Consider the following 13,941-nt stretch of genomic DNA (forward strand, 5'->3'; position numbering starts at 1 on the left):
TAGGAGGGATGCCCGCGGGATACTGCCTGGCCTAATATTTACTGATTAAGTTAGTTAGGAGGAGGGTGTCGAGTGAAAGAGTTTTCCGCCCACGAGAGCACGAACCTGATGTACAGGCATGCCAGGGAGATGGGGCTCGAAACGGTGTTTGACCGGCACGAGGCCCAGCAACCCCAGTGTGGTTTCGGTATGCAGGGTGTTTGTTGCCAGCTGTGCAGCCACGGCCCCTGCCGCATATCCTTCAACGCCAAGAGAGGCATTTGCGGGGCCACTGCCGACACCATAGTGTCCAGAAACCTCGTGAGGCTTGCCACCCATGGCGTAGCAGCCTACAGCCACCACCTTGAGGAGCTGGCCAGGACCGTCAAGGCCGTTTCGGAAGGGAGGAGCCCCTTTGAAATCCAGGACGAATCCAAGCTGAGGCGAACAGCCGCGCTCTTCGGTCTAGACCCGGGCAGGCCTGTCAAGGACCTGGCAGGAGCCGTGGCGGACCTCCTGATTTCGGAGATGAGAAAGGACTCCCGGGAACCCCTGGCTCTGGTAAGACTACTTGCCCCCGTGAGCAGGCAGGAGATATGGGACAAGGCTGGGATCACCCCTGGCGGTGTGCTTTCGGAGATCCGGGATGCCCTGACGAAGTCGATGACCAGCATAAACACGGACCCAATGGATCTTCTGCTTACCACCCTTCGCCTCTCCATCGCCGCCGGCTACATGGGCCTCGTCGGTACCATTACCGTCCAGGACATACTCCTGGGCACCCCCAGTGTTGTCCACAGCAGGGCAGACCTGGGGATACTTGACAGGGACACCGTGAATATCCTGGCCCACGGCCATGTTCCCCTGATGGCCACCGCTGTCCTCAAGGCAGCCGAAGAGGAATCCCTCCGGGAACTTGCGGCCGGGGCGGGGGCCAAGGGGATCAAGGTATACGGTTCCATGTGCACCGGGCAGGAGCTCATGCAGAGGTCTGGGAGCAGTGCCTCGGGATTTGCGGGCCAGCTGGGCAACTGGCTGAACCAGGAGTACATCGTGGCCACCGGGGCCATCGACCTGGTCATGATGGACATGAACTGCTCCACTCCTGGATTGAAACAAACCGCCGACGCGTTTCACACTAAGCTGGTGTCGGTCGACAGGGTTGTACGCATGGAAGGGGTGGACACCCATGTGGACTACTCGCCCGAGGATGCTGACAAGCAGGCAAGACAGCTGGTAGCCATGGCCATTGAAGCCTTCCAAGGCAGGCGAGGCCACCCCTTTATACCCACAAGCCAGGCCAGTGTGGTGGCGGGCTTTTCCGTCGAGGCCATCCAGGATGCCCTCGGCGGGAGCTTCGGGCCCCTCTTGGAGGCCATCGAGGCCGGCAGCATCAAGGGAATAGCGGCAGTGGTTGGCTGCACCAATACCCGAAACGGCCACGACAGCAAGGGGTTGGCCATCATGAAGGAACTCATGAAAAACGACGTGCTTGTGCTGAGTGCGGGCTGCATGTCCAGTGCCGCCCAGATGGGCAGCCTCATGTGCCCTGAGGCCCTCCAGGGGGCTGGCAGCGGGTTGAGAGAGGTAGGGGAGGCCCTTGGCGTACCGCCCGTGCTCAACTTCGGTTCCTGCGTGGACATCGGGCGCATCGGTGTGGCTGTAACCAGCCTCGCCCTGGCCATGGGCGTCGACCCCTCCAGGCTTCCCGTGGTGGTGTCTGCCCCAGAGTACCTGGAGCAAAAGGCCGTGGTTGACGGCGTGTTCGCAGTGGCCTTTGGCCTCCTGACCCACCTGGGGCCAATCCCGCCCGTTACCGGGAGCCCGCTGGTCACCAAGGTTCTCACCCAGGACATAGAGGGGCTGACAGGTGGACGGGTTCTTGTGGAGGAGGACCCCCTGAAGGCCGCCAGGGCCATGGTAGACCACATCGAAGAGAAAAGGCTCTCTCTGGGAGCCCGGTGAAGGCGGCGTGCCCTGGCAGGAGACAGGGCGCGCCAGCAAATCAAGACGCGGAGGGGATACCGGTGAAGGAGATCATGCTGCACTTGGCAAGGTGCAACGGCTGCCTGAGCTGCGCTGTGGCCTGCGCCATCGAGCACTCCGAATCCAAGACCCTCTTGGGGGCGGTCTTGGAGAACAGCAAGCCCAGGCTCTCGGTGGAACCCTTTCTGGACAGGGCGGCCCCGGTAATGTGCCGGCACTGTACGGAGCCAGCCTGTGTTGACGCGTGCATGGCCGGGGCGATGCAGAGGGACGAGGCAACGGGGCTTGTGACCAACGAGGGACCCGGGCAGCAGTGCGTGGGATGCTGGATGTGTGTCATGGCGTGCCCATACGGGGCTATCATCCAGGAGACGGTTCCTGAAAAGAAGGCCCTGAAGTGCGACAGGTGTCCCGGGAGAGAGATCCCGGCCTGTGTACAGGCGTGCCCCAACGCAGCCCTGGTATTCGAGGAGCCCGGCCGTTTCGCCGCGGAGATCCGCCGGGGCAGTCTCGTAGGTTTGACGGCCAGCGGGCCCACGGAGCAGGGGAGGGGATAGACTTGGACAGGCTGCGCCACGTGATTATCGGCTCGAGCGCGGCGGGAACCAAGGCCGCGGAGACCCTGAGGCGCCTGCGGCCGGAGGATGATATCACAGTGATCAGTGATGAAGCCAATCCCCTGTACTCTCGCTGTCTCTTGCCGCACCTCTTAGGGGAAACCCGGGATGAGGATGGCATCCGGTTTCGCCCCGGGGACTTCTTCTCAAGATGGCGACTGAACAGGGTGCTTGGTGCGGGGGTGACCGCGGTGGAACCGCACCGCTCAAGGGTCATCATACAGGACAACAGCACCCTGGAGTATGACAGGCTCCTCATTGCCACTGGGAGTTCCTCGTTCATTCCCCCCGTGCCTGGCCTTGCCGGGCCTAGGGTCCTGGGCCTGCGGACCCTGGATGACGCCCGGCGGATAGGAGCCCTGGCACAGGAATCACGCCGGGTGGTCATCGTTGGGGCGGGGTTCGTAGGACTGGAGGTAGCCTACGCCCTCCGCAGGAGGGGCCTGGAGGTGACCGTTGTGGAGAAGCTCCCGGGCATCCTCCCGCAACAGATGGACCATGAGGCTGCCGGTATCATCCAGGAGGATATCGAGGGCGCCGGTGTCCGGCTGGTGCTAGGGACCGGGATTCTCCAGGTGAGGGATGGGGGAGGCGGCTCCCTTCGTGTCATCCTGGAGGATGAAAGGGTCCTGGAGGCAGGCTTCGTAATCGTTGCTGCGGGCACCCGGCCCAACGTAGGGTTCCTGGACCAGTCAGGGATCCACGTAGAGAGGGGCATCCCGGTAGACGGGCAGATGTCCACCAACGTCCAGGGGGTCTACGCCGCGGGTGATGTGGCGGTGACAGTGGACGCTGTCACGGGCTCCGCGGGCCTTACACCCATCTGGCCCAACGCTGTAGTCCAGGGCCGTGTGGCCGGCTTCAACATGGCGGGGAAAAACCGCCTCTACAGCAGCCAGATAGCGCTGCAGAACGCCGTGGAGTTCCAAGATGTGCCAGCGGTTTCCCTGGGGCTCTCCCGCGCCCCGGGTGAGGGCTACGAGGTGATTTCCGTATATAACCCGTCAAGGGGCATCTACCGGAAGATGGTGCTGAGGGAGGATACCCCTGTAGGGATGATACTGGTGGGTGACATCAGGCAATCGGGGGTTGTCGCCTCGCTCATCAGGAGGAAACGACCCCTGGCTGAGGACCTCAAGGAGGCCTTCCTCCACGGTAACCTTCACACGGGGCACCTGCTCTCGTTCAGCACCAGGAGGGACCGCCTAGGGCAGGGGTAATCCACCGGCCCAGGCGCCAGCTTTGCCAAAGAAACCTTACCCCACGGCCACGTGGGGTTCTTGTTTCTGTCCTCACATGTGGGGCCCGCATCTGCCTCTTTCGGCTGGCATGACGAGGCACTCCCGGTGCGCCATGTCTATTGCCGGACCGCTTCTGGTCATACTAACGGGTAGACGAGGAGGGATGTCATGGGCGGGGATTCTGTCAAGACCAGGGGATATGGGGAGATCCTGGAGAGTGCCAGGGAGCGGGTCAGAGAGGCCCTGGACAGGGCCCGGGATGCCTGGGCTGACCTTGATGCCAGAGGCCTGGGCCAAGAGTTCTCCCAGGGCTTCCAGGAGCTCGGGAGGAGCATATCGCGAAGCGCCGGGGCGGCCGCTAGAGGCATCAGGAACCTGGACGCCAGCCGGGTGTGGGAGGGACTGCGGCATGTCAGGTTCCAGGATGTCAAGGCATACGTGAGGGACAAACCCTTCTACAGCCTGGCGCTGGCCGTGGGCGTCTTTTACCTGGGCTCGCTGCCCTTCCAGGCGGTGGCGCCCTTCCCTCCTGAATCTTTGCCTCCCCCGTTCCAGCGAGAACTCACTGAGGAGCCCACCATCAGCGTCTTCTTTCACGACACGGGAAGTATCCGGGAGATGAGGATCGAAGAGTACCTGGAAGGGGTCGTGGCGGGGGAAATGAACGCGGGGTGGCCCCGGGAGGCCCTGGCCGCCCAGGCCATAGTCGCCAGGACGTTTACATGGCGGAAGATCCAGGACGGGGGGGTCGAGGAACGGGGTACCGATGCCAGCACAAACGAGCAGGAGTTCCAGGCGTACAACGCAGGTGCTGTCACTGATGCCGTCCAGGATGCCGTCGAAATGACCCGGGGGAAGATCATAACCTACCAGGGTGAGCCGGTACTGGCCTGGTTCCACGCCAGTTCCGGGGGGCGCACCGCCACAGCCCACGAGGGACTGGAGTTTGACAGCGAGCCAACCCCCTACATCCAATCGGTGGATGATATCGACATAACTAAAGACCTGGAATGGCAAAGGACCTTCACCCTTTCGGAAATCGAGGAGGCGGCAAGGAGCCTTGGGGCAGACACTGGCCCCGTCAGGAGCGTCAGAGTGGGCAGGCGCGGGCCGTCAGGTCGTGCCTTGACTCTGGTCATCAACGGAGAGAGCGTCTCCGCGCCCCGCTTTCGCCTGGTAGTGAGCAGTGAGGCCATGAGATCAACCCTCATCACCGGGATTGAGCTGGAGGGCAACACGGTAACCATGAAGGGCAGGGGCTTCGGGCACGGTGTCGGGCTCTCCCAGTGGGGAGCCTGGGCCATGGCCCAGAGGGGCAAGTCACCCGAGGAAATAGTCAGCTTCTACTTCAAGAACACCAGGATCGAGCGGTTCTGGGAGTGAAAGGAAGGTGCCCGAGATGCCCAACCTTCCCCTAGGCATAATCGTGCTTGTGCTGGCGGCCGCCCTCTTCTACCTGGGTGTGGCCCACAGGGTTCTTGACCGGCTGAGGCTCACCGACCGGGCGGCCTTCCTGATCCTGGGCGCCCTGGTGCTGGGGGGTCTATTGCCAACGGTGCAAGTGGCTCCCACCCTTAGCGTGGACCTGGGAGGGGCCTTGATCCCCCTGGGCGTCGCCGCCTACCTGGTGTTCACAGCGGATACCAGGGCGGAGAAGATCCGATCGGTACTGGCGGCCTTCGTGGTGGCCGGAGTGGTTTGGTGGTCCGACAAGGTGCTCCCCTTCGAACCGGGCGCGCTAAGGGGCCCAGTGGATCTTGATCCCATCTTCGTGCCGGGACTGGTGGCTGCGATTGTGGCCTACATCACGGGGCGCAGCCGGCGTGGAGCCTTTGTGGGCGCCACCGGCGGAGTTGTCCTTACTGACGTGGCCTCTGCCCTGGAGAACCTTCTCCGGGGGGTGCGGGGGGCCGTAGTAGCCGTGGGGGGCGGTGGGGTCTTCGATACAGTAGTGCTCTCGGGCCTCCTGGCGGTGGTCCTGGCCGAGGCCGTGGGAGAGGCTAGGGAGTGGCTTCACCGGCGCTCGCCCAGGGCCAAGAGCCTCATGACCGGACCGGGTACTGCCGCTCTGGGCCTAACCGTGGGCATCCTGGCGGCCGTACTCACCTGGCAGGGGTGGCCTGTGGTAGACGGCTGGGAGGAGGGGCACCCGGGTTCGTACCGTGTTATGGTAGATGAGGAAGGTAACATGGTGATGAGCACATCACGCAGGATATCCCGGGGCGACCAGTTCATATCCAGCGGGAACCTCCTGTACGAAGTGGTCCGTGTGAAGGGCAGGGTGGCCAGGGCCGTGTGCCACGGCACAGTGGACCTGGAGGCGGAGGTGACTGCCATCCCCGTGTCCCCCGGGGATGGGGACACACCCAGGGTGGGCATCTACCACACCCACAACGCAGAGTCATATGTGAGGTCTGACGGTGCAGACTCCATCTACGGGCGGGGTGGAATACATGAGGTGGGCAGCGCCCTGGCCCAATCCCTGGCAGCCCAGGGGACCCGCGTGAGGTATTCCGAGGACCTGCACCTCCCCCACGACAGGGGCGCCTACAGGAGGTCGCGTTCCACGGCCATCTCGCTCCTGGCATTCAGGCCCCATGCAATCTTCGACGTCCATCGCGACGCGCTGCCTCAGCCGGAGTATGCTGCTAGGGTGTCCGGTGACTGGGTCACCCAGATCATGATAGTTGTTGGCCAGCAAAACGCCAATGCCCTGGCCAACCGGGAGTTTGCCCAGCGCCTCAAGGCAGTCGCCGACCGCCTGCACCCGGACCTTGTGCGGGGCATCTTTTTCGCCCGGGGCAACTACAACCAGGACGTCCTCCCCAGGGCGCTCCTCCTTGAGGTTGGCTCCCATACCAATGCCAGGGAGTCAGCGGAACGGGGAGCGGTCCTCTTCGGGGAGGTGGTCAGTGAGTTCTTCCGCAGCCAGGCTGCGACTGGGGGATCCTGAAGTTACCCCTCCCCGGAGGAGAAACCGGCTGGACGGTGAATAATAGGCGGGGAGGGGTGGTACCCATTTCCAGACCGGTCCTGGGCATAGAAACCTCATGCGATGAGACCTCGGCCGCGCTTCTCAGGGACGGCCGGGAGCTCCTCTCCAACATCATCTCTTCCCAGATGGAGATCCACCGGGAGTACGGGGGTGTGGTGCCGGAGCTGGCCTCAAGGAAACACGTGGAGAGCATCCTCCCCGTAATTGACCAGGCCTTCACCGAGGCCGAGGTCAGGAAGGGCGATGTCTCCGCCGTGAGCGTGACCTATGGCCCGGGCCTGGTCGGGGCGCTGGTGGTTGGATTATCTGTGGCCAAGGCCTTGGCATATGCCTGGGGAGTGCCCCTCCTTGGGGTTCATCACCTTGAGGCCCACATCTACGCCAACTTCGTGGAGGCCCAGAGGGAGTTCCCCCTGGTCTGCCTGGTGGTCTCCGGCGGGCACACCGAGATAGTGCTGATGGAAGGTCACGGAGACCTGGTCATCCTGGGCAGGACCAGGGATGACGCCGCTGGGGAGGCCTTCGACAAGGTGGCCAGGGTACTGGGGCTTGAATACCCCGGGGGACCGGCCATCGACCGTGTGGCGGCGAAGGGTGACGAGGAATACCTGAGCCTTCGCCGGTCGCACCTGGAGGAGGGCAGCCTGGACTTCAGTTTCAGCGGGATCAAGACCGCTGTGGCCTACCTGGTGAATGACCTCACCCAGGCCCGGAAGGCCATCCCCGTAGCCCACATAGCGGCCTCCTTCAGGAGAGCCGTAGTTGATGTCCTGGTGGACAAGACCATGGCTGCTGCGGAGAGGCATGGGGTGAAGAGCGTATTCATGGCGGGAGGGGTAGCCGCCAACAGCCTCCTCCGGGAGGAGATGCTGCGGGCCGGGGGAAGCCGGGGCCTTGAGGTATCCTTCCCCCCGGCCAACCTGTGCACTGACAACGCCGCCATGGTGGCCTGCGCCGGCCACTACCTCCTGAAGAGGGGGTTAGTTTCCGACCTTAGCCTGGATGCGGAGGCCGGGCCAGAGCTGGGGGTGCGAGGATGAGGAGGCTCACCAGCCACCCGGCACCAGGCCCCAAGAATTCCATGCAGTACTGGGGGGCAATGGCAGGCCGCTGGCGCACCTCCCGGAACTTCCTGTTGATATGGGTGTCCCGCTACATCCCCTATCTCCCCTTGAAGAACGCCCTCCTGCGGATGACCGGGATGAGGCTGGGCCAGGACGTGTCCATCGGCCTCATGGTCATGATAGATGTGCTCTTCCCTCACCTCATAACCGTGGATGACGACTCCATCATCGGCTACAACACCACCATACTGGCTCACGAGTTCCTGTTGGACCAGCTCAGGACCGGGAGCGTGCGAGTGGGAAAACGCGTCCTCATAGGGGCTCACTCCCTTGTACTGCCCGGCGTGGAGATCGGGGACGGGGCGGTGGTCTCCGCCTGTTCCCTGGTGAACCGGGATGTGCCTCCAGGGGCTCGCGTGGGAGGCGTGCCCGCGAGGCCCCTGGAGGAAAGGGATGCCTGACGCCATCATCAAGGAGGCGCTGAGACAAGGAGCGATACCCCTCACCTCCTCCTGCAATCTGGACTGTGTGTTCTGCAGCAACCGCTATAACCCCCCGGGGGTTGAGGTTCTCAGGATGGCCCCCCGTTCTTCCCAGGAGGTCCTGGCAGACCTGAGGTTCCTTCCCTCAAGGGGGCGCCTGGTGATAGGGGAGGCTGCCACTCGTGTCCTGGAGGGTGAGCCCTTCACCTCACCGCAACTGTTCCCGGTTCTCGAGGGCATCAGGGAGGCCTTTCCCTCCAGGCCAATCCAGGTAACCACGAACGGCACCCTGGCGGACCCCAGGGATGCCCGGGTCTTAAAGAGGCTCGGTGTGGAACTGGTGGTATCCCTGAACCTCGTTGACCCCGGGCTGAGGCGGCACTACCTCGGGGATACACAGCCTGAACGGGCTCCCCGGTTCGTGGAAGCCCTCCCGGCCGAGGATGTGCCCTTTCACGGCAGCATTGTCTGCCTGTCCCACCTGGTTGGCGAGGATGAGGTGGTTCGCACTGCTTCCTTCCTTGAACGTGCGGGTGCCTTGAGCCTGCGCCTCATCACACCGGGAGGAACCCGCCTGGCCCCTTCAGAACTCCTGCCTGGCCCTGGGGTGGTTCAGGGTATGGCTGAAAGGCTGGAGTCACTAGTTGATATGCCTGTGTTCCTCGAGCCCAGCCTGGGGATTGACGGTCTCCCCGTGGTGGCGGCGGTGCTCAGGGGAAGCCCTGCCTTCCGCGCAGGCATCCGCCAGGGGGACGTGGTCTTGGAGGTGGACGGGCGCCCAGTCACAGCCAGGGCTGAGGCCCACGCCCTTTGCCTTGCGGAGAACCCTGAGGTCTTGGTGCGGCGGGGTGCAGCAGGGATGAGGTTCAGGGTGGCCAAGGGCCCCCATGATGCGGGAGGCCTGGTGTTCCAGTCGGACCTGCCACCGGGAGCCCTAGCCCGGCTGGATGAACTGAGGCAAGGCCCTGGGGCAGCCCCGGTTGCCCTCTGCTCGCGCCGGGCCTGGGACAGGCTAATCTCCATCGAAGGGCTGGAGGTCCTCCCCGTGGAGAATGCCTTCTTCGGCGGCAACATAGAGAGCGCGGGCTTGCTGACCGCAGGGGATTTCGCCAGGATGGCCAGGGCCGTTCCCCCCGGGAGCGACTTGGTGCTATTGCCCAGGGCACCCTGGGACAGCAGGGGCAGGGACCTCCTGGGGACGCACTACTATAGCCTGGCTGAGGTTTTCGGATGCAGGGTGGAGGTGATCTGATTGGAGATGGCCGAGGTGCTAAAGACCCTGTCCAAGATCCCGGGGGTCTCCGGGCACGAGGACAAGCTGGCAGCGGTTTTCCAGGGGGTTCCAGGGGTCGAGGTGCGCACGGACGTGATGGGCAGCGTCATCGCCATCAGGCGTGGGACCGGCCCAGAACCCAGGCCCAGGATAATGCTGGCGGCCCACTGTGACGAGATCGGCCTCATGGTGACCAAGGTCGAGGAAGGAGGCTTCCTCCGGTTCGTACCTGTGGGAGGGGTGGATCCCAGGGTGTTGCCAGGGCAGGCTGTGATGGTACACGGGAAGAGAGCCATCCCGGGGGTCGTGGGCTTCACCCCGCCGCACCTGGTAGACCCAGGCAAGGAGAAGGAGACCGTGCCCATGCATGAGCTCTACATTGACACGGGGAACGAGGCCGGTGACATCCAGGTGGGGGACGTGTGTACCTTCGACTCCGGTTTCACCCGGCTGGGACCGAAACGTGCCGCAGGCAAGGCCATGGACGACAGGGCAGGTGTGGCTGTTCTCTTAGGGTGCCTGGAGGAGCTGGGCCACATGCGGCACCAGGCGGATGTCTACCTCGCCGCCACGGTTCAGGAGGAGGTCGGGTTCCGGGGGGCAATAACGTGTACCTATGATATCATCCCCGACATCGGGGTCGCGGTGGATGTCACCCACGGTGCCATGCCTGGGCTTCCGGAGTACGATACGCATGAGCTTGGCAAGGGCCCTACCATAACCCTGGGCGGGAACATCCACCCTGTGATCCACAAGGCCCTGGTGGAGGTTGCTGAGGCAGAGGGGATACCCTACCAGCTGGAGGCAATGCCAGGGAGCACCGGGACTGACGCCTGGGCCATGCAGGTGTGCCGGGCAGGCGTGCCCTCGGGGCTGGTCTCCGTCCCCCTTCGCTACATGCATACGCCTGTGGAGACACTGGAGTTGAAAGACGCCGAACTGGCTGCCAGGCTCCTTGCCCGGTTTGCCCTCCGGGTGGACAGGGTCTTCCTGGAGGGACTGTCATGGAACTAGGGGCGCTAAGCATTGCCCGGGGGATATCGGGACAGGAAGGGGCAGTCCGGGAACTCCTCCAGGATGGCCTGGAGGGGGATGTCAGGGTGGACGCCATGGGAAACCTGCTGGCCACCAAGGGAAAGGGCAGGGGCCTCAGGGTCATGCTGGCTGCCCACATGGACGAGGTAGGGCTCATGGTATCCTGGTTTGAAAAGGATGGGCTGCTTCGCTTCAAGACGGTGGGGGGCATGGACCCAAGGATCCTCCCGGCCAAGGCAGTCCTGGTCGGTCAGGAGGCCGTGCCTGGGGTAATCGGGGCCAAACCCGTGCACATGCAGGAGGAGGAGGTCCGGAAGAAACCCTACAGGATAGAGGACCTGTTCATCGACATCGGCGCCTCGTCCCGGGAGGAGGCGGAGCGCATGGTCAATCTCGGGGACCAGTGCACCTTTGCCACAGCCTACTCGGAGACGGAGGGCGGGATGATCCGGGCGAAGGCCCTGGATGACAGGGCGGGGTGCTTCCTTGTCCGGCAGGTGTTCAGCGAGGAGTTTGACCTGGAGCTGACGGCGGCCTTCACTGTCCAGGAGGAACTGGGGCTCAGGGGGGCCGCGGTTGCGGCCTACTCGGTAAACCCGGAGATAGCCTTGGCCATTGACGTTACGTCAGCCAGTGACACTCCGGGTACAGACCTGCCCTGGCAGTCCACCAGCCTCGGCAAGGGGCCTGCGATAAGTCTGATGGATGCCGCCGGCGTATATTCCCGCAAGGTGGCAGGGCGCTTGGCGGAGGTTGCCCAGTCTGAGGCCATACCATTCCAGTACAAGAGGTCCACCAGAGGGGGAACCGATGCGGGGAGGATACAGCTGGCCAGGGAGGGGGCTCTGGCCGCCACCCTTTCGGTGCCGGCCAGGTACATTCACTGCCCGGCCTCAGTCATGTCCAGGGAAGACCTGGAGAACACAGGAAGGCTCCTTGTGGCCTTCCTCAGGAGCCTGGAAGGGGGCGCGAACCTGTGAGAGAACTTGCCGGCCGGCTGGTGCTGGCCTACGGGTCGTCTGGGAGCGAGGATGAGGTACGGGAGGCCATCGAGCGGGAGATATCGCCCTGGGTTGACCAGGTGTCCCAGGATGCCCTGGGTAACCTAATCGCCGTGAAGCGGGGAGCCGCAGGGTCAAAGAGCGTGATGCTGGTGGCTCACATGGACGAGCCTGGGCTGATGGTGACCCACGTGGAAGAGGAGGGCTTTCTCCGCTTCAGCACCGTGGGGAACGTGGATCCCCAGGTTCTCGTGGGGACCCGGGTGAGGTTCAAGAACGGGGCCCTTGGAGTGGTGTCCGCGGAGACCGCTGAGCCTGCCCGGGCATCTGAGCCTAAGAAGTTCTTCATAGACCCGGGGCTTGGCAAGGCTGCCTCAGGCGTCTTCAGGGTAGGGGACATGGCCGTCTTGGACGGGGAACTCGAGGAGATGGGGAACCACTGGGTTGGAAAGGCCCTGGACAACCGGGTGGGGTGCGCTGTGCTCATAGAGGCCGCCCGGGAACTCAGCGAGAACCCCGGGATTGGCAATGAGGTCCACTTCGTCTTCGCAACCCAGTCCGAGCTAGGGATAAGGGGGGCGCGGACCTGTGCCTACGGTCTAGGCCCCGACATGGGCCTGGCTGTGGAGGTGGTGGAGGCCCATGATACCCCCAAGACGGAGAAACCCGGGGTGAGCCTGGGCCGGGGCGTGGCCATCAAGGTAAAGGACCAGGCGATCATAGCTCACAGGGGTGTAAGGGGGCTGTTGGAGGAAACCGCCAGGCAAGAGGGAATACCCTACCAGAGAGAGGTGAGGGAAAAGGGTTTCAGCGATGCGGCGGCAATACAGCTCTCAAGAGCGGGCATTCCCGCAGGTGCGCTCTCAGTGCCCTGCCGCTACCGGCTGACACCGTCGGAAAGCCTGGACCCTAAGGATGTGGATGCCTGCCTGAGACTGCTCACGGCGGTCCTCAGGGGCTCCCTCGATATTCAGGGGAGGAGGTCTACCCAAGAGGATGAAGGTTAGGGACATCATGACAAGGCCTGCCGTCAGCGTCAGAGAGGGCGTCACGCTGAAGGAGGCCGCGGCGATCATGGCCGATCAGCGCTTCAGCGGTGTACCCGTGGTGAACGACGAGGGACGGGTTGTGGGGGTTATTACCGAGGCGGATGTGCTCCGGCATGCTGGCACTGCCAGCCATACCTCGCTGAGGGACTCCTGGGGCTGGGTTTCTCCCTATTCTGACCCGAACGAGTTCGCCAAGGTGCGCACGGGCTTCGAGAGGATGGCCACCACTACTGTGAGGGAACTGATGAGCAAGAAGGCCGTCACCGTTACTGCGGACACAGACATGGAGAAGGCAGCGGCCATCATGACGAAGAACCGGGTGAACCGCCTCCCCGTGGTGGATGTGGACGGGCGGCTGGTGGGGATCGTCACCAGGGCCGACATCGTCAGGGCCGTGGCCGAGGCATAGGGGGTTTAGGCATGCTCCAGGCGTGGAAGGGACGGAACCCCGAGGTTCATCCCAGCGTGTACCTGGCGGAAGGCTGCGTGTTGATAGGCGGTGTGACCATAGGGGAGTCCAGCAGCGTCTGGCACTATGCGGTGCTAAGGGCGGACCTCGACGCCATCACCATAGGGAGGGCCAGCAACATACAGGATCTTTCCTGCATTCATTGTGTGGAGGGGGGCCCCACCGTTATCGGGGACCAGGTTACAGTAGGGCACGGTGCTGTACTCCACGCCTGCCACATTGGGAATAGGGTGGTAGTGGGGATGAAGGCGGTTGTGCTAGACGGGGCAGTGGTGGAGGACAACTGCATTATCGGGGCGGGAGCCGTAGTGTCCCCAGGCGCCAGGATCGGCAGAGGGAGCCTGGCGCTGGGGGTGCCTGCCCGGGTTGTAAGAACCCTAAGTGAACGGGAGATCGAGGGGATCACAAGATCGGCAGAGACCTACGCCGCTCTTGCCTCCGAGGCCGTGGGCCGCCGGTGACAGGGGGGTCATTCTAGGCTAATGGGAGGCTGCCGCAGGGTTCGGACGTGGTCCAGGTGGGGATGGTGGCCTCCTCGGAAGATGCAGACTTGCGTTATTCCTCACCCATCCGCGGGTCGTTTGCTCCTGCTTTGATCTACAGATTTAATTGATCCGGAGGGATGTCGACGTCAAGGGAAAATGTCAGGTTAATTGATAAGCGATTCTGTCAGTAGGGGGCACCGTCTCAAGTAAAGCACTATTAGCGGCACGGCGGGTCGGCGGTCCATCACGGTACACATACTTGCGC

The 13,941-nt window shown here is 63.5% G+C and carries 13 protein-coding genes; all 13 read left to right on the forward strand.

The genetic code is table 11. The annotated features are described in order from the left end of the window. The first annotated feature begins 72 nt into the window (after nucleotides 1-72). The 13 genes from cooS (at nucleotide 73) to AB1576_09090 (ending at nucleotide 13,652) form a co-directional block, all read left to right on the forward strand. On the forward strand, nucleotides 73-1,944 hold the full coding sequence (gene cooS, locus AB1576_09030) for an anaerobic carbon-monoxide dehydrogenase catalytic subunit (GenBank protein MEW6081898.1): 1,872 nt from the start codon (nucleotides 73-75) through the stop codon (nucleotides 1,942-1,944). Between the two features lie 62 nt (nucleotides 1,945-2,006). After that, nucleotides 2,007-2,522, forward strand: a complete 516-nt coding sequence (locus tag AB1576_09035) for a 4Fe-4S dicluster domain-containing protein (GenBank protein ID MEW6081899.1) — start codon at nucleotides 2,007-2,009, stop codon at nucleotides 2,520-2,522. Nucleotides 2,523-2,524: 2 nt separating this feature from the next. Continuing rightward, nucleotides 2,525-3,802: an FAD-dependent oxidoreductase gene (locus AB1576_09040; protein MEW6081900.1), complete on the forward strand. Its 1,278-nt coding sequence runs from the start codon at nucleotides 2,525-2,527 to the stop codon at nucleotides 3,800-3,802. Nucleotides 3,803-3,991: 189 nt separating this feature from the next. After that, on the forward strand, nucleotides 3,992-5,206 hold the full coding sequence (locus tag AB1576_09045) for a SpoIID/LytB domain-containing protein (protein MEW6081901.1): 1,215 nt from the start codon (nucleotides 3,992-3,994) through the stop codon (nucleotides 5,204-5,206). 16 nt (nucleotides 5,207-5,222) lie between these two features. Next, nucleotides 5,223-6,776 (forward strand): stage II sporulation protein P, encoded by a 1,554-nt coding sequence (gene spoIIP, locus AB1576_09050; GenBank protein ID MEW6081902.1) that lies wholly within the window; start codon nucleotides 5,223-5,225, stop codon nucleotides 6,774-6,776. A gap of 56 nt (nucleotides 6,777-6,832) precedes the next feature. After that, nucleotides 6,833-7,858: a tRNA (adenosine(37)-N6)-threonylcarbamoyltransferase complex transferase subunit TsaD gene (gene tsaD, locus AB1576_09055; protein MEW6081903.1), complete on the forward strand. Its 1,026-nt coding sequence runs from the start codon at nucleotides 6,833-6,835 to the stop codon at nucleotides 7,856-7,858. Beyond that, a complete protein-coding gene (locus AB1576_09060) occupies nucleotides 7,855-8,343 on the forward strand; it encodes an acyltransferase (GenBank protein ID MEW6081904.1) in 489 nt (162 codons plus the stop codon). Before tsaD ends, AB1576_09060 begins: the two co-directional genes overlap by 4 nt. Then, nucleotides 8,336-9,616 (forward strand): radical SAM protein, encoded by a 1,281-nt coding sequence (locus tag AB1576_09065; protein ID MEW6081905.1) that lies wholly within the window; start codon nucleotides 8,336-8,338, stop codon nucleotides 9,614-9,616. The genes AB1576_09060 and AB1576_09065 overlap by 8 nt, the downstream gene beginning before the upstream one ends. A 6-nt stretch (nucleotides 9,617-9,622) precedes the next feature. After that, nucleotides 9,623-10,651: a M42 family metallopeptidase gene (locus AB1576_09070; protein MEW6081906.1), complete on the forward strand. Its 1,029-nt coding sequence runs from the start codon at nucleotides 9,623-9,625 to the stop codon at nucleotides 10,649-10,651. Beyond that, nucleotides 10,642-11,652: a M42 family metallopeptidase gene (locus AB1576_09075; GenBank protein ID MEW6081907.1), complete on the forward strand. Its 1,011-nt coding sequence runs from the start codon at nucleotides 10,642-10,644 to the stop codon at nucleotides 11,650-11,652. The genes AB1576_09070 and AB1576_09075 overlap by 10 nt, the downstream gene beginning before the upstream one ends. After that, nucleotides 11,649-12,680, forward strand: a complete 1,032-nt coding sequence (locus tag AB1576_09080) for a M42 family metallopeptidase (GenBank protein MEW6081908.1) — start codon at nucleotides 11,649-11,651, stop codon at nucleotides 12,678-12,680. The genes AB1576_09075 and AB1576_09080 overlap by 4 nt, the downstream gene beginning before the upstream one ends. Next, nucleotides 12,670-13,131 carry a CBS domain-containing protein gene (locus tag AB1576_09085; GenBank protein MEW6081909.1) on the forward strand — a complete coding sequence of 154 codons (462 nt, stop codon included), beginning with the start codon at nucleotides 12,670-12,672 and terminating at the stop codon, nucleotides 13,129-13,131. The genes AB1576_09080 and AB1576_09085 overlap by 11 nt, the downstream gene beginning before the upstream one ends. Before the next feature lie 11 nt (nucleotides 13,132-13,142). Continuing rightward, the gene (locus AB1576_09090) at nucleotides 13,143-13,652 is read left to right on the forward strand and encodes a gamma carbonic anhydrase family protein (protein MEW6081910.1); all 510 of its coding nucleotides are present in this window, start codon (nucleotides 13,143-13,145) and stop codon (nucleotides 13,650-13,652) included. Nucleotides 13,653-13,941: the final 289 nt, after the last annotated feature.

Source organism: Bacillota bacterium, assembly GCA_040754315.1.
Taxonomy (GTDB): domain Bacteria; phylum Bacillota; class Sulfobacillia; order DUSP01; family JBFMCS01; genus JBFMCS01.

Bases quoted from the DNA above. Each gene is read 5' to 3' on its own strand.
- AB1576_09045 (MEW6081901.1), top strand. From the start codon at position 3,992: ATGGGCGGGGATTCTGTCAAGACCAGGGGATATGGGGAGATCCTGGAG.
- spoIIP (MEW6081902.1), top strand. From the start codon at position 5,223: ATGCCCAACCTTCCCCTAGGCATAATCGTGCTTGTGCTGGCGGCCGCC.
- AB1576_09060 (MEW6081904.1), top strand. From the start codon at position 7,855: ATGAGGAGGCTCACCAGCCACCCGGCACCAGGCCCCAAGAATTCCATG.
- AB1576_09065 (MEW6081905.1), top strand. From the start codon at position 8,336: ATGCCTGACGCCATCATCAAGGAGGCGCTGAGACAAGGAGCGATACCC.
- AB1576_09070 (MEW6081906.1), top strand. From the start codon at position 9,623: ATGGCCGAGGTGCTAAAGACCCTGTCCAAGATCCCGGGGGTCTCCGGG.
- AB1576_09075 (MEW6081907.1), top strand. From the start codon at position 10,642: ATGGAACTAGGGGCGCTAAGCATTGCCCGGGGGATATCGGGACAGGAA.
- AB1576_09085 (MEW6081909.1), top strand. From the start codon at position 12,670: ATGAAGGTTAGGGACATCATGACAAGGCCTGCCGTCAGCGTCAGAGAG.
- AB1576_09090 (MEW6081910.1), top strand. From the start codon at position 13,143: ATGCTCCAGGCGTGGAAGGGACGGAACCCCGAGGTTCATCCCAGCGTG.